Annotated in this window: 22 protein-coding genes; 17 read left to right on the plus strand and 5 right to left on the minus strand. The window is 63.0% G+C overall.

Features of this window, described 5'->3' with window-relative positions; translation table 11 throughout:
• Positions 1-304: 304 nt before the first annotated feature.
• The 15 genes from DGI_RS19515 to DGI_RS07145 all read left to right on the plus strand — a co-directional run bounded on the left by DGI_RS19515 (position 305) and on the right by DGI_RS07145 (position 13,807).
• A complete protein-coding gene (locus tag DGI_RS19515; RefSeq protein WP_327022670.1) occupies positions 305-1,054 on the plus strand; it encodes an AtpZ/AtpI family protein in 750 nt (249 codons plus the stop codon).
• Positions 1,051-1,521 carry an ATP synthase subunit I gene (locus DGI_RS07080; protein ID WP_021760152.1) on the plus strand — a complete coding sequence of 157 codons (471 nt, stop codon included), beginning with the start codon at positions 1,051-1,053 and terminating at the stop codon, positions 1,519-1,521. Before DGI_RS19515 ends, DGI_RS07080 begins: the two co-directional genes overlap by 4 nt.
• The gene (atpB, locus tag DGI_RS07085) at positions 1,522-2,226 is read left to right on the plus strand and encodes a F0F1 ATP synthase subunit A (protein ID WP_021760155.1); all 705 of its coding nucleotides are present in this window, start codon (positions 1,522-1,524) and stop codon (positions 2,224-2,226) included.
• A 67-nt stretch (positions 2,227-2,293) separates the two neighbouring features.
• A complete protein-coding gene (gene atpE / locus DGI_RS07090; RefSeq protein WP_021760157.1) occupies positions 2,294-2,626 on the plus strand; it encodes an ATP synthase F0 subunit C in 333 nt (110 codons plus the stop codon).
• Between the two features lie 84 nt (positions 2,627-2,710).
• Entirely contained in the window at positions 2,711-3,370 is a 660-nt protein-coding gene (locus DGI_RS07095; protein WP_021760159.1) for a redox-sensing transcriptional repressor Rex, read from the plus strand.
• Positions 3,371-3,428: 58 nt separating this feature from the next.
• The gene (locus DGI_RS07100) at positions 3,429-4,349 is read left to right on the plus strand and encodes an SAM hydrolase/SAM-dependent halogenase family protein (RefSeq protein WP_235619900.1); all 921 of its coding nucleotides are present in this window, start codon (positions 3,429-3,431) and stop codon (positions 4,347-4,349) included.
• 44 nt (positions 4,350-4,393) lie between these two features.
• A complete protein-coding gene (locus DGI_RS07105) occupies positions 4,394-5,101 on the plus strand; it encodes an adenosylcobinamide-GDP ribazoletransferase (protein WP_021760163.1) in 708 nt (235 codons plus the stop codon).
• Positions 5,102-5,342: 241 nt separating this feature from the next.
• Positions 5,343-6,284 (plus strand): aspartate carbamoyltransferase catalytic subunit, encoded by a 942-nt coding sequence (locus DGI_RS07110; RefSeq protein WP_021760165.1) that lies wholly within the window; start codon positions 5,343-5,345, stop codon positions 6,282-6,284.
• 2 nt (positions 6,285-6,286) lie between these two features.
• Positions 6,287-7,552, plus strand: coding sequence for a dihydroorotase (locus DGI_RS07115; RefSeq protein ID WP_021760166.1), 1,266 nt, complete (start codon positions 6,287-6,289; stop codon positions 7,550-7,552).
• Positions 7,553-7,594: 42 nt separating this feature from the next.
• The gene (locus tag DGI_RS07120) at positions 7,595-8,941 is read left to right on the plus strand and encodes a tRNA nucleotidyltransferase/poly(A) polymerase family protein (protein WP_021760168.1); all 1,347 of its coding nucleotides are present in this window, start codon (positions 7,595-7,597) and stop codon (positions 8,939-8,941) included.
• Positions 8,942-9,016: 75 nt separating this feature from the next.
• A complete protein-coding gene (gene rlmN / locus DGI_RS07125) occupies positions 9,017-10,063 on the plus strand; it encodes a 23S rRNA (adenine(2503)-C(2))-methyltransferase RlmN (protein ID WP_144284139.1) in 1,047 nt (348 codons plus the stop codon).
• Positions 10,064-10,198: 135 nt separating this feature from the next.
• On the plus strand, positions 10,199-10,588 hold the full coding sequence (hisI, locus tag DGI_RS07130; RefSeq protein ID WP_021760172.1) for a phosphoribosyl-AMP cyclohydrolase: 390 nt from the start codon (positions 10,199-10,201) through the stop codon (positions 10,586-10,588).
• Positions 10,588-11,469 carry an ATP phosphoribosyltransferase gene (hisG, locus tag DGI_RS07135; RefSeq protein ID WP_021760174.1) on the plus strand — a complete coding sequence of 294 codons (882 nt, stop codon included), beginning with the start codon at positions 10,588-10,590 and terminating at the stop codon, positions 11,467-11,469. Before hisI ends, hisG begins: the two co-directional genes overlap by 1 nt.
• Positions 11,470-11,897: 428 nt before the next feature.
• Positions 11,898-12,326: a cytochrome c nitrite reductase small subunit gene (nrfH, locus tag DGI_RS07140; protein ID WP_034606889.1), complete on the plus strand. Its 429-nt coding sequence runs from the start codon at positions 11,898-11,900 to the stop codon at positions 12,324-12,326.
• A 14-nt stretch (positions 12,327-12,340) separates the two neighbouring features.
• The gene (locus tag DGI_RS07145) at positions 12,341-13,807 is read left to right on the plus strand and encodes an ammonia-forming cytochrome c nitrite reductase subunit c552 (protein ID WP_021760178.1); all 1,467 of its coding nucleotides are present in this window, start codon (positions 12,341-12,343) and stop codon (positions 13,805-13,807) included.
• A gap of 201 nt (positions 13,808-14,008) precedes the next feature.
• Here DGI_RS07145 and DGI_RS07150 read toward each other — a convergent pair whose 3' ends face one another.
• The 3 genes from DGI_RS07150 to DGI_RS07160 form a co-directional block, all read right to left on the minus strand.
• Positions 14,009-14,674 (minus strand): GNAT family N-acetyltransferase, encoded by a 666-nt coding sequence (locus tag DGI_RS07150; protein ID WP_021760180.1) that lies wholly within the window; start codon positions 14,672-14,674, stop codon positions 14,009-14,011.
• Between the two features lie 86 nt (positions 14,675-14,760).
• Positions 14,761-15,102 (minus strand): DVU0772 family protein, encoded by a 342-nt coding sequence (locus DGI_RS07155; RefSeq protein WP_021760181.1) that lies wholly within the window; start codon positions 15,100-15,102, stop codon positions 14,761-14,763.
• A 523-nt stretch (positions 15,103-15,625) separates the two neighbouring features.
• Complete coding sequence (locus DGI_RS07160) at positions 15,626-15,964, minus strand: TraR/DksA family transcriptional regulator (RefSeq protein WP_021760182.1); 339 nt, start codon at positions 15,962-15,964, stop codon at positions 15,626-15,628.
• Positions 15,965-16,238: 274 nt separating this feature from the next.
• On the opposite strand from DGI_RS07160, the gene DGI_RS07165 reads away from it, so the two are divergent.
• Entirely contained in the window at positions 16,239-17,432 is a 1,194-nt protein-coding gene (locus DGI_RS07165; RefSeq protein WP_027192823.1) for a response regulator, read from the plus strand.
• 93 nt (positions 17,433-17,525) lie between these two features.
• On the opposite strand, the gene DGI_RS07170 is transcribed toward DGI_RS07165, so the two are convergent.
• Together DGI_RS07170 and DGI_RS17870 are read right to left on the minus strand one after the other, a co-directional pair.
• The gene (locus DGI_RS07170) at positions 17,526-18,389 is read right to left on the minus strand and encodes a 4-hydroxybenzoate octaprenyltransferase (RefSeq protein WP_021760184.1); all 864 of its coding nucleotides are present in this window, start codon (positions 18,387-18,389) and stop codon (positions 17,526-17,528) included.
• Positions 18,390-18,419: 30 nt separating this feature from the next.
• A complete protein-coding gene (locus DGI_RS17870; protein ID WP_021760185.1) occupies positions 18,420-19,232 on the minus strand; it encodes a MogA/MoaB family molybdenum cofactor biosynthesis protein in 813 nt (270 codons plus the stop codon).
• A gap of 57 nt (positions 19,233-19,289) precedes the next feature.
• Between DGI_RS17870 and rfbA the strand changes: the two genes are divergently transcribed.
• Positions 19,290-20,189, plus strand: coding sequence for a glucose-1-phosphate thymidylyltransferase RfbA (rfbA, locus tag DGI_RS07180; RefSeq protein ID WP_021760186.1), 900 nt, complete (start codon positions 19,290-19,292; stop codon positions 20,187-20,189).
• The last annotated feature ends 70 nt before the right edge of the window (positions 20,190-20,259 follow it).

Here is a 20,259-nt window from a genome sequence, read left to right on the forward strand (position 1 = left end):
GACAAACCCCCCGCAGAACGCGAGGGGTTTGTCGAGGAGGGGGGGGTGGTGAGCGTGGCGGCAGGGGGAAGCAGCCGCCAGGGTGATGCAAGCAATACCCCGCCGAACCTTGCCGGGACATTGCCGCGAGATTACGGTTTTGTAGGCTGAACCGGGGAATTTCCCTGCCTTGCGGCTCCCTCGCCGGCTTCAAAGAAAGCAGCCTCCTGGCGTTGACGCGCGGCAAGGTCCGTGCTAGAGCCAATTCACTTGTGAAGGAATGCACGTGGCGATCTGAGGGTCTGCCGGCAGCACTGCAGGAAGGATGATGGCCGAACACGACTCGCGATCCCAGGGCACCGGAGCTGCGCCGTCCAAAAAAGAGGGCGGGCCGCTGCAGGTATTGGCCGGGGTGAGTTCCAATGCAGGCCTCTTGGGGCTGCATATGGTAAGCTCCACTGCGGTGGGGTTGGCCATGGGCTGGTTCCTGGACAAGTGGCTGGGCACCAAGCCGTGGCTGATGATTGTGTTCCTTGGCATGGGCATTGTGGAGGGATTCCGCAACATGTGGCGCGAAGCCCAGCGCATGCGCAAACAGGATGACGCCGTGCGCGCCGCGCAGGATGCGGGCGAGGCGCCCCCGGAAACAGACAGCGGGCGGCTGGTGTTCTTCAAGAAAGAGCACTTCGCCAAGACCTACGTCTCCCCGGTGCGGCCTGACGGACCAGACGGGCTAGGCGGGCCGGATGCGTCAGATTCTCCAGCCCGGCCAGAGAGTGCGGATGTCTCCCTGCCAGGTGAACCAAAAAACGCGTCACCGGCAGGTGAAAAAAGTGACGAAGTGCTTGACGAAGAGGCCCTTCGACAGGCACTGATTCGCGAGTTGCAAGAAGCCAAGGCCGATCCGGAAACGGCCGAGGCGCTGCGCATGCTGCTCAAGCAGCAGGCAGGCTCGGAAGCATCCGAAATGGTTTCACAGATTTGTGGAGCTGAATGTGGGCAGGATGCATCCGAAACCCGGGAGGCCCTTCCCGGCAACCACGCCCCACACAAGGCACGATCAAACGAATCATGAGCCGTTCCACTGTCCTGGATACCCTGCTGCAGCCCTGGCGTGCGCTGCGGCACCGCATCGAAGCCCACCTGTATGCCAGGGGGGTCCGCAACGCCTCCGTGCGCGCGCTGCTCGCGCGGCAGTGCCTGCTGGCGGTGGTGGCGATGGGCGTGGGTGTGGCAGGCGGCATTTTTCATCCCTGGCTGCTGCATTTCGGCATCGGGGTGGGCATCGTCACCGCAAACTTTTATTTTCTGGCGACCTCCATTGCCCGACGGCTTGAATCCGGGGTGCAGGGGCCGCTGGTGGCGTCCACGATTGTTCGCTTTTACGGCCGGTTGATCCTCACCGGGGTCTTGCTGGCTGTGTTGCTTGTTTTTGGTAAAATCTCCCTGGCGGCCCTTTTGGCGGGGCTTTCCACTGTGGTCGCCACCATCCTTATCTGGGGCGTGGAATCATATCTCGCGCAACACTCGAAGGAGGCGTAAATGGCCGGCGGATTGCCACATCCGGTACTGTTCGCGGAACTTACGGGCGTGAATGGTGCGCTTTCCAAGGCGCTTGGCGTTTCAAGCGCCGCGCACATCTTCTACACGTGGGTGGCCATGGCCATCCTCTTCGGCATCGCCATCCTGCTGCGCGGCAAGCTGAAGATGGTCCCCAGCGGATTGCAGAACGTGATGGAGACCGTTGTAGGGGGCTTGGAGAATTTCGTGGTGGAGAACGTGGGTGAAGATGGCCGCAAGGTCTTCGGCCCGCTGTGCATCATCTTCATCTTCATTCTGACCCAGAACCTGCTGGGCCTGGTGCCCGGTTGCGACGCCCCCACGGCCAACGTGAACACCAACGCCGCCATGGCGCTGACCGTGTTCGTGTACTACAACGCCATCGGCATCATGCGCTGGGGTCCCGGCTACATCAAGCACTTCATGGGCCCCATGGCCGTGATGGCGCCGTTCATGCTGGTGCTGGAGTGCATCTCCCACGTGGCCCGGCCTGTCTCCCTCACGCTTCGTCTTTTCGGCAACATCCGCGGTGAGGAAGTTGCCATCCTGCTGATGTTCATCCTGGCTCCCATCCTGGGCACCATTCCGATCTACTTCCTCTTCTTGCTTGGCAAGGTGCTGCAGGCCTTCATCTTCTTCATGCTGACCATGATCTACCTCAAGGGCTCGCTGGAACACGCCCACTAGGTCGGGTCTTTACAATCGGGGAAATGGTCTTACGACCGAAACACTATACTGTTCAAGGAGCTTTCAAATGCGCAAGTCCCTCATGATCGTGCTGAACACCCTGGCCATGCTCTCCCTGGCTGCCGTTGCCTTCGCCGCTGATGGTGGCGTGAAGCTGGACGCCCCCGCCCTGGGCCTGACCCTGTTCGCCGCTGGTATTGGCATGGCCATCGCTGCTGCTGGCTGCGGTATCGGTCAGGGCATGGGCCTCAAGGCCGCCCTCGAAGGCACCGCCCGCAATCCTGATGCCGGCGGCAAGATCATGACCTCCCTGATCCTCGGCCTGGCCTTCGTGGAATCCCTGGCCATTTACGCCCTGGTCATCAACATCCTGCTGATCATGGCCAACCCCTACGTCTAAGTCACGCACATGACTCGGGAGGTCGCGGCTTACCGCGGCCTCCCGTTTTTCCCCCATTCATTTGTTACTATATTCACAAAATACGTGCCAAATCCTCGCCTCTTCTCTCTTAAAAGCGACAGCATTCCTCGCGCTACCATCCAGCGTCTTGCCCTGTATGTGCAAGTGCTGGAGGATTTGCAGCGCGAAGGTGCCGATGTGATTTCTTCTGAAAGCCTCGCCAAGGCCTGCGATGTGAACCCCTCGCAGATTCGCAAGGACCTCGCCTACTTTGGCAAATTCGGCGTCCGCGGTGTTGGCTACTACATTCAGGACCTTATTGCCTCCCTCAAACGCTGTCTGGGCATCGACCATACCTGGAAAACCGTGCTGGTGGGAGTGGGCAACCTGGGCCGTGCCCTGTTGAACCACAAGGAATTCAAGCTGCGCGGCTTTGAGGTCATCGGTGCGTTCGATTGCGATCCCTTCAAGATCGGCGAGGAAGTGTCCGGCCTTGAAGTGATGTGCACCAAGCGGCTCATGGAAAAGTCCCACGAACTGGGTGTGGAAATCGGCATCATCACCACCCCGCCGGAGCGCGCCCAGCGTGCGGCAAACCATCTGGTGGAAGCCGGCATCAAAGGCATCCTGAATTTTGCGCCGGCCCGCATCACCGTTCCCGAGCATGTGGTGTTGGAATATGTGGACTTTTTCCACCACCTGTATTCCGTGGCCTTCAATATCACCTTGTCGCAGCAAAAATAGCGCATCCTGGCAGCAGGCGGCTGTTCCGTTCTCTCCCGCTGTCAGGTATGGAGAGTTCGTGAACCAGCACATCACTCCTCCCGACGCCGGCGCTGTCAGCCAGACCCCTGGTGCGACGGCTTCTGCACAATGGAAAGGTCGTCGTTTGGCCACCGAGGCCATTCGGCCGGTCATTGCCCTGCTGACCGATTTTGGACATGCCGATCCGTACGTGGCCCAGATGAAAGGCGCCATCCTGCGGCGTGCGCCCCACGTGCAACTGGTGGACATCTCGCACGAGTGCACCCCCTTTCGCCTGGAGCAGGCCGGCTTTTTTCTGCAGGTGAGCCAGAATCATTTTCCGCGCGGCACCGTGTTTGTGGCGGTGGTGGACCCCGGCGTGGGCACGGCCCGGCGCATCGTCTGCCTGGCGCGGGACGGCCGACTCTTTCTCGCCCCGGATAACGGCATTCTGACCCAGTTGCTGGACGAGCCCGGCCACGCCGCGGTGTTCGACCTCACGCCGTCGGCCGAGGCCTTGCACGCCGCCAGCCGGACCTTTCATGCCCGGGATCTCTTCGCCCCCCTGGCCGCCCGGCTGGCGCAGGGCGATTCTCCCGCCGGCATCGGCGCGGCCCTGCGTCTGGAAGACGTGGTGCGCCTTGCCAGTGTGGATCCCGAGCAGCGCGAGGACGGCGCCCTTGTCCTGCGGGTGCTGCATGTGGATCGCTTCGGCAACTGCATCCTCAATGCGCCGGTGGACTCCTGGCACGGCACTCTCGCTGCCTGGGCGCGGCTGGAGGTGCACACGGCGGACGGCGTTGCGCATCCCGCGGTCCTGGCGAACACTTATGCCGAGCTGGCCGAAGGCTCACCGCTGGGCGTGCTCGCCGGCAGCCAGGGGTATCTGGAGCTGGCCTTGTCCAGGGCCTCGGCTGCGCGGAAGCTGGGGCTGCATCCTGGGGATATCCTCACCCTTGCTGCCGGGAGTCCGGCCTGAACCTGCGGGCGTCCCTGGAAGGGCTGGCTTTCGGGGCGGGATTTTTGTCCCGTCTCGGGCCGGCGCGCGCCTTCAGCCAGGCAGCCGTGGGCGCGTCTTTGGCGTGGTTCCCTGGCATGGGCCTTGGGCTTGGCCTGGTGCAGGCCGGGCTGTTTTTGGTGTGGGATTTGAGTGCCTTGGGCGCAGCGCAGGGCTGGCTGTACACTGCCCTGGGCTGGTGGGCCACCCGTGGCCTGCACTGGGATGGTCTGGCGGACATCGCCGACGCCTGGGGCAGCGGCGCTCGCGGGGAACGATTTTGGGAGATCTGCAAGGATAGCCGCGTGGGCGCGTTCGGGGTCATGGGCGTGGTGCTGGGCATGGGACTCATGGCCGCCCTGGCCGGCGCATGCCTGGATCGGGGCCTGGGCGTGGCCCTGCTGCTGGCGCCGATGCTCGGGCGAAGCATGATCGTGGCCCTGGCCTGCGTCGCGCGTCCCCTGGCCCGGCCCGGCCTGGGCGGCACGTTTTTGCGCGAGGCCACCGCGGCCCGGCTGGCCTGGGTGCTGGGTTGGACAATCCTGCTGTGGCTGGGGGTGGCCGGGATGCAGGCCTGGACCGTCCTGCTGCTGGCGCTGGCCCTGGCCGCCGTGCCCTGCTGGCGGCTGCTGGCCCTGGGCCGGGCACAGGGCGGGCTGAACGGCGATTTTCTGGGCAGCGCGGCGCTGCTGTCGGAACTGGCGGTCCTGGCGGCCTGGTTACTGGCGGCGTAGGGCATTTTACTTTTGAAAAAGAACATTGCGAGAGGGGAGAACCTTTTTGCAAAANGGGGGAAGAACCTTTCTTTAGTAAGGTTTTCCCCCGAGAACTTCTTTCAAAGATAACTTGCCCTAGGCACGTTCCTCCCACTTCTCCCTGGCGTCGCCCCCGGCTGCCGCTTGGAAACCGGACCAAAGCAGTGTAGGGTGATCCACCGCTTTGACGAACCCTGCAGCCACGGCGAGCCTTGCACCCATGCAGCACGACACCGCCCGGTCCTGGCGCCACAAGGACCTCCTCGACATCTCCCAGCTTTCCCTGGAAGATGTCCTGCTGATCCTGGACACGGCCGACTATTTCCAGGAAATCAACACCCGTCCCACCAAGAAAGTCCCCACCCTCAAGGGCCGCAGCGTGGTGCTGTTTTTTGCCGAGCCCAGCACGCGGACCAAGACTTCCTTTGATGTGGCCGGCAAGCGCCTCTCGGCCGATACCTTTTCCCTGGCCAAGTCCGGCTCCAGTCTGCAAAAGGGCGAAAGTCTCAAGGATACTGCCCTCACCCTGCAGGCCATGCGGCCGGATGCCATCGTCATCCGCCACGAGCAGAATGGCGCTGCCGAGTTCATGGCCAACCGGCTGGAGTGCTCGGTCATCAATGCCGGGGACGGCCGCCACGCCCACCCCACCCAGGCCCTGCTGGACGCCTACACCCTGCGCGAGCACTGGGGCATGATGGCCGGCAAAACCCTGTGTATTCTTGGGGATATCGCCCACAGCCGCGTGGCCCGGTCCAATGTCATTCTGCTCAATCTCATGGGCGTGAACGTCCGGCTGTGCGGCCCGCGCACCCTCATGCCCTACGGCGTGGAGACGTGGCCGGTCACGGTCTACGATCGGGTCGAAGATGCCGTGGCCGGTGTGGACGCCGTGATGTGCCTGCGTCTGCAGCTGGAGCGCCAGCAGGCCGGCCTGCTGCCGGATCTGCGCGAATATGCCGCCAGATATTGCCTCACCGCCGGGCGCCTGGCCCTGGCCAATGCGCATGCCCAGGTGCTGCACCCTGGCCCCATCAATCGCGGGCTGGAAATTGCCGCGGACGTGGCCGACGCCCCGGAAAGCTGCATCCTGGATCAGGTGGCCGCGGGCGTGGCTGTACGCATGGCCCTGCTTTTCCTCCATCTTACACGCAAGGGTTGATCATGGCCGATCTGTTCATTCGCGGCGCCACGTTGCAGGGCCGGACGGTGGATGTGCTGGTGGAAGGCGGCGTTGTGCTGGATGTGCTGGCGCATGATCCGGCTCGCTGCATCGAGGCCGCCCAGGTGCGGGACGCCGCCGGGCTGGTGCTGTTGCCCAGTCTGGTGGATGTGCATGTGCACCTGCGCGAGCCCGGCCTGGAATACAAGGAAACCATCGCCACCGGGCTGACTGCCGCGGCCCATGGCGGCTTTGGCCGCATCTGCTGCATGGCCAACACCAAACCGGTGAACGATGCCGGCGCGGTGACGGCCTTCATGCTCGGCCAGGCCAAAAAATCCCACCCCAATGGCCCCTGGCTGCATCCCATCGGCGCGTTGACCATGGGCCTCAAGGGGCAGGACATGGCGCCCCTGGCCGAACTGGCCGAGGCCGGCTGCGTGGCCTTTTCCAACGACGGCCTGCCCGTGCTGGACAGCGAACGCTTTCGCCGGGCCATGGAATATGCCGCCGACTTGGGGAAGATGGTCATCGATCATTGCGAGGACCCCTTCCTGGCCCCGGGCACGGGCGTGAATGAAAGCGCCCTCACGGCGCGCATGGGGCTCAAGGGGCAGCCCAGCGTCGGGGAGGCGGCCCAGGTGGCCCGGGATGTGCTGCTGGCCGGCTACCTCAAGTTGCCGGTGCACATCGCCCACGTGAGCTGCCGCGAGGCCGTGGAGCTCATCGCCTGGGCCAAGGCCAAGGGCGTGGATGTGACGGCCGAAACCTGCCCGCATTACCTGTGCTATACGCAAGACGCCGTGCGCGGGTACAACACCCTGGCCAAGGTCAGCCCGCCGTTGCGCGGGGAGGATGACCGGCTGGCGCTCATCCAGGCCGTCAATGAAGGCGTCATCGATTTTCTGGCCACGGACCACGCCCCCCATGCCATGCACGAGAAGGAGCATCCCTTCGAGGAAGCCCCCAACGGCATCAGCTGGCTGGATACGGCCCTGGCCAAGTGCTGGGAACTGGTGCGGGCAGGGGTCATCGGCGAGGAACGTTTCGTCATGGCGGCCAGTACCGGGCCGGGCGAGCGCTTCGGCCTGGGCGTGAACCGTTTCCGCCCCGGGGACCCGGCGGATATCGTCCTGTTCGATCCCGACGCCGTCTGGACCGTGACCCCCGAGGCGCTGCACTCCAAGGGCAAGAACGCCCTCTGCCTGGGCGAGACCCTGCGGGGGCGCGTGGTGGCGCATTATCTGGCCGGCGTTGCCGTCATCTGATCCCATTTCCACATTGTATCCCGACCATGCAAGGAGACGCGCATGTCTGGTTCGCTGCACGAAAGCATTCCCTTCCGCGACGCCTTGTCCCTGTGCAAGGCCATCTGCCGCAACGGGTTTGATGCCTATGTGGTCAACCCGCAACTGCAGGAAGAGGTGATCCGCCTCACCGGCCGCCAGGAAGTGGATATTGTGGCCGATGCCTGTCTGGACGATCTCCTCAAGATTTTGCCTGAAGCCCAGGCGCCGGACGAAAATCACCTCACGGCCATCGTGGACCAGGGCGGCGTGCGGTTTCGGTTTTATCCCGAAGAGATGGCCGAATGCGCCCACCCGGAAGCCGCAGTGGCCCGGATTACGCCGCGCATCGTCAAGGCGTTGGAAAGCGTTGGCGCGCCGGCCCTGGATCTGGCCTGCCCCTGGCTGCCCCGGGTGGCGGACCCCAACGAGGGCTTTGCCGACATGACCGACGGCGTCATCCGGCTGGCCGGCATGCCCGACGAAACCCTGCGCCGCAACTACCTGCTTGCCGTGCGGGCCATCCGTTTTGCCGCCAACTTCAATCTGCCCATCGAGCCCAACACCTGGCTGGCCATTGTCCGCAGCGCCCGCCGTGTGCTGGATTACGTCTCCATCACGGACATCATGGATGAATGGCGCAAGGTGGAGGCCGAGAATCTCTCCCTGTTTGCCTCCCTGATGTACGACGCCCAGATTCTCCACGGCCTGATGCCCGAAGTGGCGGCGCTGACCCGCGTGAAGCAGACCAGCGAGGACGGCGGCGAGGAAGTGACCGTGCTGCAGCACACCTTCGACGCCATGCGCTGCTACCCCGAAGAGCTGCCCTACGACTGGTTCGGCTGCATGGCCCTGCTGTTCCACGGCGTGGGCAAGCTGTACACCGCCCAGGTGGCCGGCGGGGAGTGGCACTTCTCCCAGTATGCGGACGTGGGCGCGAAGATTACCCGCAAAATTCTCACCCGCCTGCGTTTTTCCCCCGAGGATACGGATCTCATCTGCCACCTGGTCCGGCACCATCACCGGTTTTCGTACATGTTGTCGGACAAGGGTATCCGCCGCTTCAAGGCCCTGGACGAGTACCCCCGGCTCATCGAGATGGCCCGCGCCCGTCTCAAGGCCATGCGCGGCAGCTACAAGAGCTTTAACCACAACCTGAAGCTCCTGGAACGCGCCGATGTGCCCGAAGAGATGCTGGAACCGCTGCTCAACGGCAACGAAATCATGGATTTCACCGGCCTGAAGCCCGGGCCGCAGGTGGGCGTGCTGCGCGATCAGCTGCTGCAGGCCCAGATCCGCGGGGACGTGCAATCCGTGCCCGAGGCTGTGGAGTTCGTGAAACAATACGTGGCCAGGGAAAAGCTGGGGTAGGGCGGGCACCAACATGTTTTCGGGGGAACGCAGTTCCCCCGAGCCCCCTCTTGGGTATGGTCGATTATGGTCAAGATGTCTTTGTTGTCCCTCCCCCTGCCGGCCCTGGAGCAGTATTGCGCCAGCCTGGGCGAGCCGGGGTTTCGCGCCAAGCAGTTGTTTCAATGGATCTGGGAGAAAGGCGTGGTGGATGTGTCCGCCATGACCAATCTGTCCAAGGCCTTTCGGGAAAAACTGCTGGCCGGATGCTCCTGCGCCCTGCCCGAGGTCGTCACCACCCAGGCCAGCAAGGACGGCACCCTCAAGCTGCTCCTGGCCCTGGAAGATGGCGAGCGCGTGGAAACCGTGCTCATCCCGGAAAAGGATCACACCACCCAGTGCCTTTCCACCCAGGTGGGCTGCGCCATGGGCTGCACCTTCTGCGCCACGGGCACCCTGGGCTTCACCAGAAACATGACCGCCGGCGAGATGGCCGGGCAGGTGCTGGCCGCCCGGCAGGTGCTGGCCGAACGCGGCATTGCCTTGCCCCTGCGCAATCTGGTCTTCATGGGCATGGGAGAACCCCTGCTCAATTATGACAACCTGCTGGATACGCTGCATATCCTCACGCATCCCCTGGGGCCGGACTTTTCCACCCGGCGCGTCACGGTGTCCACGGTGGGGATCAAACGCGGGCTGGTGGAGCTGGGGGAAACGGGGTTGTGCAGCCTGGCCGTCTCGCTGCATGCGCCCACCCAGGCGTTGCGGGAGCAGCTCATGCCGCGGGCAGCCAAGGCCCTGCCCCTGGAGGAGTTGCTGGCCCTGCTGGAGGCGTATCCCCTCAAGGCCCGGCAGCGCATTACCCTGGAATACGTGCTCCTGGGCGGGGTGAACGACCAGCCCCAGCACGCCCGGGAACTGGTGCGGCTGTTCGCGCACTTCAAGGGCTCGTCTCCCAAGATCAACCTGATCTGCTACAATCCGCCCCAGGGGGTGGACTCGCCGTATGCTGCGCCGCAGGAAGCGGATGTGGCGGAGTTCATGGCCATTTTGCAGAAAAAGGGCATGACTGTGCTGCGCCGGGCCTCCAAGGGGGCGGATATCGCCGCTGCCTGCGGGCAGCTCAAGGCACAGGAAGGCTGATTCGGCGCGCAGCCGACACATTCTCCCCGCAAATGCCACTCGAAGCGGCTTGCGACCCGGGAAAAATCGGGATAAGTGAAAGAATTGCGCCTGCCGCATCGGCGGGCGGTTTTTTTCTGCAAGGAACGGATTGCAATGGCAGACACGACATCCATCACTCCCGATTTCGCCAAGCAGGGCGGTCTGGTGCCGGCAATCGCCCAGGATCACAAGACCGGCGAAGTGCTCATGCTGGCGTACATGAACGAGGAAGCCTGGGCCAAAACCCTGGAGACGGGCGAGGCGCATTACTGGTCCCGCAGCCGGAAAAAGCTCTGGCACAAGGGCGGCACCTCCGGCCATGTGCAGAAGATCGTCTCCATCCGCATCGACTGTGACAACGACACCCTGCTGCTGCTGGTGGACCAGATTGGCGGCGCTGCCTGCCACGAAGGCTACTGCAGCTGTTTTTATCGTGAACTCAAGGACGGAGCCTGCAGCACCTGCTCCGCCTATGTCTTCGACCCCAAGGAGGTCTACAAATAATGGCCGGCGAGAACCGTCTCAAACTCGGCATTCCCAAGGGCTCCCTGCAGGACGCCACCATCGCGCTGTTCGCCAAGTCCGGCTGGAAGATCCGCCCTGCGCATCGCAACTACTTCCCCGAGGTGGATGACGCCGAGATCGTCTGCTCCATGTGCCGCGCCCAGGAAATGAGCCGGTACGTGGAATCCGGCCTCATGGATTGCGGCCTCACGGGCAAGGACTGGATTCTGGAGAACGAGTCCGACGTCATCGAGGTGGCGGATCTGGTGTACTCCAAGACCTCCAATCGTCCGGCCCGCTGGGTGCTGGCCGTGGCCGGAGATTCCCCCTTCAGGCGGCCCGAGGACCTGCAGGGCAAGAAGATCGCCACCGAGCTGGTGGGCTTCACCAAGCGGTATTTCTCCCAGGCCGGCATTGATGTGGATGTGGAATTCAGCTGGGGCGCCACCGAAGCCAAGGTGGTGGAAGGCCTGGCCGATGCCATCGTGGAAGTGACCGAGACCGGCACCACCATCAAGGCCCACGGCCTGCGCATCATCTCCGAAATCCTCATCACCAACACCAAGTTCATCGCCAACAAGACCGCCTGGGCCGACCCCTGGAAGCGGGCCAAGATCGAGCAGCTGGTCATGCTGCTGGAAGGCGCGCTGCGGGCGGAAAAGCTCGTGGGCCTGAAGATGAACGTCCCCGAAGACAAGGTGGAGGCCGTGATGGCCGTGCTGCCGGCCCTCAATTCCCCCACCGTGGCCCATCTGTTCAACAGCAAGTGGCTGTCCGTGGAAATCGTGGTGGAAGAACACACCGTGCGCACGCTCATCCCCGAACTCAAGGCCAAGGGCGCGGAAGGCATCATCGAATACGCGCTGAACAAGGTCGTGTAAGGAAAGGAAGGCCTTGGGGGACTAGCGCAGGTTGCCTTTGCAAGGAATTCTCGGGGGGAAACCTTTCTAAAGAAAGGTTCTTCCCCTCTCGCAATGTCCTTTTTCAAAATTAAAATGCCCTAAGTTCCCCTCCGCCCCCCATTCGCCGCCCGGCAGGGTTGATCGATGAAGATCAGCCCTGCCGGGCGGCATGTTTTTTTACGGGGTGCACTTTTTTGCGTGCCTAACAACCTGGCTGCAAATGGGATTGCGGATATTGTTATCCCGGCGTTTCTTGACCTACATCAAGGAATCGGCAAAACATTAAGAATAGATAATTTCTCTGTCGTCTGTTTCGATTCACCTCCACCCCCTGCCGACAAAGGAGGCGCTCATCGATGACGAAAAACCAGCTCAGTCCTCCCCCCAAACGAAGTTGGTGGAAAGTGATGCTCGCAAGCCTCACCCTGGGCGCGGCGGGAGGGGTGTTTCTGGCCTTTGGCCCGCCCGGGCTCATGGCCAAGACCGAGAGCCCGGAATTCTGCGCCTCCTGCCACGTGATGGAATCCCAGTACGAGGCCTGGTTCCACACCGGCGCGCACCGGTCCATCAAGTGCGTGGACTGCCACCTGCCCCACCAGAACAAGATCAAGTATTACACCTGGAAAGGCATTGACGGCATGAAGGACGTCTATGTCTTCAACGCTGGCAAGGTGCCGGAGTTCATTGAAATTTCCGACCATGGAAAAGAGTTTGTCCAGGACAACTGCATCCGCTGCCATGAAGGCCGGGTGGAAATGATCGACCAGGAACGCCCCTGCTGGGAGTGCCATCGCATGCTGCAGCACAAGCGGGCCGGCGCGCGGGAAACTTTCTGAGGAGGAGACAGCGAATGCAACGCACGATGAAACGATTCGGCATGTGGCTGGCGGTGCTGTGTCTGCTGGGGTTGTGGGCCTGCCAGGCGCCGCCCAAACCGGAAATGGTGCAGCCGGTGCGTATCCCCGATGGCGAAATCGACCCCGCCGTCTGGGGCAAGGCCTACCCCGAGCAGTACGAAACCTGGAAGCTCACCGAAAAACCCGTGGACACCCGCCGCAGCAAGTACAAGACCGGCATGGATGGCGGCCAGGTGACCGTGGACAAGCTCTCCCAGTTCCCCTACATGGCCCTGCTGTTCAACGGCTGGGGCTTCGGCATCGAATACAACGAACCCCGCGGCCATGCCTACATGGTGCGCGATCAGCTGGAAATCGACTCCTCCCGCCTGAAGTCTGGCGGGGTGTGCCTTTCCTGCAAATCCCCCTATGCCGCCAGACTTGAGAAGGAAATGGGCAAGGACTATTACGCCAAGCCCTTCAGCGAGGTCCTCGCCCAGATTCCGGAAAAAGATCGGGAACTTGGCGTGGCATGCATCGATTGCCACAACAACAAGGATCTGACCCTGCAGGTCTCCCGTGGCTTCACCCTGACCAAGGCCCTGCAGGAAATTGGCGCGCCGGCGGAAACGCTGACCCGCCAGCAGATGCGTTCCGCCATCTGCGCCCAGTGTCATGTGACGTACAACATCCCCAAGGATGCGGACAAGAAGTCCGAGGCCCTGTATTTCCCCTGGCAGGGCAGCACCTGGGGCAACATCAGCGTGGAAAACATCATCAAGCAGATCCGCAACGACCCTACGGTCATCGAATGGAAGCAGAGTGTCACCGGCTTCGGCATGCCCTTCATGCGGCATCCTGAATTCGAATACTTCACCATGGGCTCCACGCACTTCAAGGCCGGCGCCTCCTGTGCCGACTGCCACATGCCCTACACTACCATGGGTGTGAAAAAGATCAGCGACCACCGCGTCATGAGTCCTGTCCAGGGCGACATGAAGGCCTGCCGCCAGTGCCACGCCGAAAGCACGGACTGGCTGCGCGAACGTGTGTTCTCCATCCAGGACCGTACTGTGTCCCTGATGCTGCGCGCGGGCTACGCCAGCGCCACCGTGGCCAAGCTCTTTGAGCTGACCCACGCCAAGCAGGCCGAAGGCGTGCAGGTGCAGCAGGACATGTACGACAAGGCCAAGGACCTGTACATGGAAGGCTTCCTGCGCCAGCTGTTCATGGGGGCGGAAAACTCCGTGGGCTTCCACAACCCGGCAGAAGGCATGCGCATTCTGGGCGATTCCGTGGCCTTCTCCACCAAGGCGGAAGGCATCCTGCGCCAGATGCTGGCCCAGGCCGGCGTGGACGTGCCGCTGTCCATTGACCTGGAACTCGAAAAGTACGTGGACAACCGCGGCGAAAAGAAGCTCAGGTTCGATCCTGCCCTGGAATTCAAGGACCCCTTCGGGCTGCAGGACAAGTTCTTCTAGAGTAAACCAGCTTTGAAAAGGACGTTGCGAGAGGGGAAGCCTTTTTAAGAAGGCTTCCCCTCTCGTGCTTTCCCCTTCCAAAACTTTGATAGTAGCCTGAAAGTATAATAAACGTCTTTGGAAAGGGGGCCAGCTCTTGAAGGGCGGAAGAACCTTTCTNAAAGGGTTTCCCCCGAGAACTCCTTTCAAAGATAACTTGCTCTAAAGCGACAGCATCCAGCGCCGCATGCCTGGCCCCAGCAGCGCCACCTGCTCGGGCGGCAGACGCTGGTAGCGATATTCCCCGATGCAGGCAAAGCCCAGACTGGCGTAGAGCTGTTCCGCCGGCGCGTTGCCGGTGTCCGTAAACAGTTCGACGCGGCGCATTCCCGCTTCCCGGGCCTCTCGCAGGGTATGGGTCATCAGCCTGCGGGCAATGCCGCGCTGCCGCCACTGTGGCGCCACGTACAGGAACTGTACGAACCAGGTGCGGGCGTCCCCTGCCATCTCCAGATCGTCAATGTTGTACAGATAGTCGTCAATGCGGGCCTGGGCGGCCTGCACCTCGGCCGCTGTCCATCCCAGGCGCGTGGCGGCCTCGTGCAAGGCGGCGACGGGAAACGGGAACGCCGGCAGGGCCGCCGCCGGGCAGGCGCATATCGCACCGGCCGGAGACAGGATGTGGTAGTCGGACCAGTGCCCCCAGCCGCGATGCGTCGTATGCTGCGCCTGCTCAAGCAGGGCCAGACGGAAGGCATCGTCACCTGGGAAAAACAGGTCAAAATACCCCGCAGGCAGGTGCGAGCGCGACGCGCCCAGGGTTGCCGTCGCCAGAAAAGCGGCATCTGCCAGCGTGGCCGGACGCAGGGGAGAGGGGGCGGAGAACATTGCGGTTTCCTGCCATGAAAAAGGGAGCCCCAAGGCGGGCTCCCTGCTCATAGACACTTTTTGTGAACGGTCAATGTCGTGGCGGCTCAGTGATGCATTTGTCCCTTGAGCCAGTCCTTGATGGGTTCCGTGGGGTGGTAGATGCCTTTTCGGCTGCCGGTCTCGTGTCGGAATTCTCCGGCCAGATTTTCCGGCAGGGGCAGGGCGGCCAAGTCCACGGCTTCTTCACTGTTGCGTCGCACCAGCCGGACGGTGGGCTTTTCGCCCCAGGTGTCCACCACAAAATAGTGGGCCACATCGTGCTTGGAGCGCACAGGCGGGTGCTTGCCGTGCCAGTTGTTATTGCCCCATTCGAGGTACAGGGTCACGGCTTCCTCGGGCGTCAGGTCCCAGTTGATCTGGCAGTTCTTGTAGGCGTCGAGTTGCATTGTGGCCCTCCTCAAGTGCATGGGTGCTGGGTGTTCGTCTTCGGAATCTTTCTTACATAGTATCACGTCGTGGTGTTTCGTCAAGAGATTGCTGCCCCCAAAAGTCATTGGACGAAAAAAAACCCGGGCACGAACAGTCCCGGGGTGAGTCGGCAGAAAGACAAGGCGGACGACTGCGCCCATGCAACCCCATGTGGCATGGCAGTGGGTGCAGCGCGAACAAAACGAGCCGGTGTTGCGCTCTCGAACGAGGCGCGCAACGTCACAGGTTGGCGCAAAGAAGGAGGATCCCTTTTGGAAAGGGTTCTCCCTGCCCCTTCGCAACCGGGCGCCCCCTTCCGAAACTCTTTATTGGCTTGTTTTTGCTAATAAAAGTCTTTGGAAAGGGGGTTCGGGGGAAGAACCTTTCTTCAGAAAGGTTCTTCCTCCGAGAACTCCTTNAGTCTTTGGAAAGGGGGTTCGGGGGAAGAACCTTTCTCCAGAAAGGTTGTCCCCCGAGGGCTCGTTTCAGCAGTCGTTTGTGTTAGAAGCCGGCGGCCTGGCTTTCGCGTTCGGTCTGGCAGTCCACGCACAGCAGCGCCGTGGGCCGTGCCTTGAGCCGGGCCACGCCTATTTCGCAGCCGCATTCCTCGCAGCAGCCGAAGTCGCTGCGGTCGAGCCGGCGCAGGGCGGTCTGGATTTCGCGCACTTGCTGGGCCACGCGTTCACGCACGGCCACCTTGATGTGGGCTTCTGCCACCTGGGAGGCAAACTCGTTCTCGTCGGCGCAGGATTCCACTTCCAGATCGTAGCGTTCGGACTCCAGCCGGGCAAGTTGCGTTTCCAGCCAGGAGCGGATTTCGTGGAGATGGGAATGCGTCATGACTGATCCTCCTCAATAAAAATGGATGCACTCTTGTAGCATTGCGTTGTTACAGGACCATGGCGGGTTCCAAAAAACAGGGCTCCTCCGTCGTGATGCGGAGTGGCATGGATTCATGTAGGTTTTTTTATGCCGCCCCGCAGCCAGGGATTCGTATGACGGATGCGAGACGAGTCCCCGGGAGCTGGCCAAAGGTGCAGCCCGGCTCTAAACTCCTGGCCAGGATGGACGATGAACAAAGGTGATCGACATCGTGAATCCAGGAGCGCCCGCCATGCCTGCACCGTCCTATCATGCCCCCCGGCCAGCCGTTGTGCATACCGCCGCTCGCGCCGCCATGGGCGGCCTGCCGGCCAACGCCAGCATCCTGTGCGTGGCCAAGGCGGAGACCCATGCCCGCATCGATGCCAAGGTGCTGCGTGGACTGGGACTGCCGCAGCCTCGCTGGCTGGCTTCCGGACTGGAAGCTGCCCGGCATCTGGCAGAACATGGGGCGGATCTGGTGCTGGTGGATGAGGATTGCCGGGAGATGAGCGGCGTGGAGTTCGTCCGGCTCATTCGGCTGCATCCCAGACTGGCCACGACGCCGGTGGTGGCCCTGGCCACCAACAGCCGGTCTTCCACGGTGTTGCAGGCCATGGCTGCGGGCTGCTCCGGTTTTTGCCTGCGGCCCTATTCGCCGGAAGCCCTGCTGCGCGAGAGCCTGCGGGCCGTGCAGCGCGCGCCCGTGTTGGCGCAGGAGATTCTGGATTCCCTCAACGGCCAGGCCTGTTCCGAAGGGGCCTTCGCGGGCAAGCTGGCGGCTCTGGAATCCATTCAGGTGGAGATTGAGCGGACGTTCACCCCGCCCCCACCTCCGCCCGCTGCAACGCAATGCCCGGCGGCGCAGCATCGGCAGCTGGCCCGGGAATGGAAGGAACAAGGCCGCCCGGACAAGGTGCGGCATCACCTGCAGGAAGGCGCCAAGGCCCTGGCCAGGGCCGGCAAAAGCTACGATGCCTGGGCCATGCTGGATCCCTTGCGGCAGGCCAATCCGCAGGTGGAACCTGCCTGCGCCGTGGCCGAAGCCTGCGTGCGTGACGGCGAGCTGACGGTTGCCGCCGGCTTGATGGGCCAGACGTTGCGCCGCACCAAGCGGCCGGCCATGGTCTATGACGCTGCCCGCCGCGCCTGCTGCTTCACGCCCCATCCGCACGACACAGCCCGCCAGCTGGCGGATGCCCTGGTCAGGGAGGGCGTGGGCGCCACGTCGATGGATGTGTTCCTTGACATCATGCACGATGCCGAGCCCGCACCGCAGCGGCTGCCGGAGCGCCGCAGCCTGCTGGCGGCCATGCCGTCCCTGCACGATGTGGTGATGGTGGCCCGCCACACCTTTGCGACCTACCGCAAGGTCAATCGTGGCGAGGCCCTGCCCATGAGCCAGCACCGCCTGGAAGAGCTGCAGGAGCTGGAAGGGCTGGGGTAAGGCCTTGTCTTTTTAAGAAGAGCGCTCAGGGGAAAAACTTTTCTGAAGAAAGGCTCTTCCCCTCTCGCACGGATTTTTCTTAACGGCGTTGGCCTATGCCTGCAGCAGGGACCACAGCGCCCCGGCGAACAGGGCGATGGAGATGACGCCGTTGAGGGTGAAGAAGGCCAGGGTCAGCCGGGAGAGGTCGTCCGCCTTCACCAGGGTGTGTTCCCACAAAAGCAGCGCGGAGCACAGGCCCCAGGCCGCGAAATACGGCCAGCCCAGCCCCGCACCCCAGCCGGCCAGCAGGAAGAAGATCGCCGTCACTGCGTGGCTGAAGGTGGAGACGGCCAGGGTCGTCGGGATGCCGAAGGCCGCGGGCAGGGAGTACAGGCCCATGCGGCGGTCGAAGTCCACGTCCTGACAGGCATACAGCAGATCAAATCCCGCCACCCAGAACAGCACCCCCAGGGACCACAAGGCCGCCGGCATGGCAAAGTCCGGCTGCACGGCGATCCATCCCGCCGCCGGCGCCAGCCCGATGACCAGTCCCAGCACGAAATGACACAGCCAGGTGAAGCGTTTGGTGTAGCTGTACAGCACGGACAGCGCCAGGGCTGCCGGCGAAAGCACGAGGCAGAGCCGGTTCAGGCCGGCGCAGGCCGCCACGAAGACCAGAGCCGTGGCCAGCAGGAACAGTTGCGTCTGGACCGGGGTGATCTCTCCCGTCACCAGGGGGCGGCCTTTGGTGCGCGGGTTTTCGCGGTCGTAGCGCACATCCACCAGCCGGTTGCAGGCCATGGCGAAGGATCGCACGGCCACCATGGCGATGGTCAGCAGGGCAAAGGGCTGCCAGCCCGGCCAGCCGCCGGCGGCCACGAAGGCCCCGAGATAGGCGAAGGGCAGGGCAAAGACGGAGTGCTCAATCTTGACCATGCGGCAGAGCACAGCAATGGCGGAAAGGATGTTCTTCATGGGGATGTGCAGGGATGTCTTGGGTAGGGGTTAACGGGCGGCACAGTCGGCAGGGTCGCCCTGCAGTTTGGCCAGGGCGTGGGGCAGGGCCGGCAGGATGGCGGCGAAGTTCTCGCGGATGGCCTTGGGGCTGCCGGGCAGGTTGATGAGGATGGCGTTCCCCAGGGTGCCCACCACGGCCCGGGAGATCGCGCCGGTGGGCGTCTTGGCCAGACTGGTCTGCATCATGGCCTGCTCGAAGCCGGGCAGCCGACGCTCGATGACGGCCAGGGTGGCTTCTGGCGTGGTGTCCCGCGGGGAAAGGCCGGTGCCGCCGGTGGTGCACACCAGATCATAGCCCTGATGCAGCGCCAGATCCATGAGCAGGGCCTTGAGGGCCCGGGGCTCGTCCGGCAGCAGAAACCCTGCGGCGTGGCACAGGGCAATGTGCGCCCGGGCCGTCTCCTCGATGAGGGGACCGCCCTTGTCTTCGCGCTGGCCGGCTGCGCCCTTGTCGCTCAGGGTGATCCAGGCCAGGGAGAGGCCGGTTTTCCACAGTCGTCCGTCCACTTCCTGTTCATGGAAGAACGGGGTGGGATCCAGACAACGGCACCACCAGCCGATGCATGCATGGGGCGTGCAGGCCGGCAGCAGCACGCGGCCCAGCACCTGCAGCCATGGCGTGGTCCCATCGCCCCACAGACTGCCCACGGGCAGGGGGGGGATGGGCGCCAGGGCCAGCAGATCCGCGCCGTGGCCCGGCGTGTCGGCCAGCAGAAAGATGTCGTCCACATCAAAGGCGCTGCCACGCACACGGCGGCAGCGCAGCCCTGGGCCAGGAGCGGGGGCGGGGTTTCCTTCCATGGGGAAACAAGGTATCAGGCCTGCCAGTGATTGCAACCACCAACGCGCAGAGGAAGTATGAAAGGGATCATCCTGGCCGGCGGTTCCGGCACGCGGCTGTACCCGGTGACGCGGGGCGTCTGCAAGCAGCTCCTGCCCATCTACGACAAGCCCATGATCTACTACCCGCTTTCGGTGCTCATGCTGGCGGGATTGCGCGAGATCGCCATTATCTCCACGCCTGTGGACCTGCCGCGCTTCGAGGCCATGTTCGGGGACGGCTCGCAGTTTGGCCTGTCGCTTACGTACGTCGTCCAGCCCAAGCCCGAAGGCCTGGCCCAGGCCTTTGTGCTGTGCGAAGACTTCCTGGCCGGGGACAAGGCCTGCCTGGTGCTGGGAGACAATATTTTTTACGGCCACGGCCTGCCCGAGATCTTGCGCCGCTGCACCAATGTGGAGAAGGGCGGCGTGGTGTTTGGCTACAAGGTGAATGATCCCGAACGCTACGGCGTGGTGGAGTTCGACCAGGACTGCCGCGTGCTGTCCATCGAAGAAAAGCCTGCCAAGCCCAAGAGCAAGTTTGCCGTCACCGGGCTGTATTTCTATGATGAAAAGGTGGTGGAGCTGGCCAAGGGGCTCAAGCCTTCGGCGCGCGGCGAGCTGGAAATCACGGATCTGAACAACGAGTATCTCAAGCGCGGCGAGCTGACCGTGGAATTCCTGGGTCGCGGCTTTGCCTGGCTGGACACCGGTACCCACGAGAGCCTGCACCAGGCCTCCAGCTTCGTTCAGGCCGTGCAGTCCCGGCAGGGCACGCGCATTTCCTCGGTGGAGGAGACCGCCTTTCGCATGGGCTACATCAATGCGGAGCAGCTCAAGGCCCTGGCGCAGGAGATGATCAAGAACGAATACGGCAAGTACCTGATGCAGGTGGCGGAAGATCAGGACGGCTGCCTGTGGTGGAAAGAGAAAGATTAGGGCATATTGATTTTGAAAAGAACCCTCGGGGGAACACCTTTCTAAAGAAAGGTTCTTCCCCCGAACCCCC

This window comes from Megalodesulfovibrio gigas DSM 1382 = ATCC 19364 (genome assembly GCF_000468495.1).
Lineage (GTDB): Bacteria > Desulfobacterota > Desulfovibrionia > Desulfovibrionales > Desulfovibrionaceae > Megalodesulfovibrio > Megalodesulfovibrio gigas.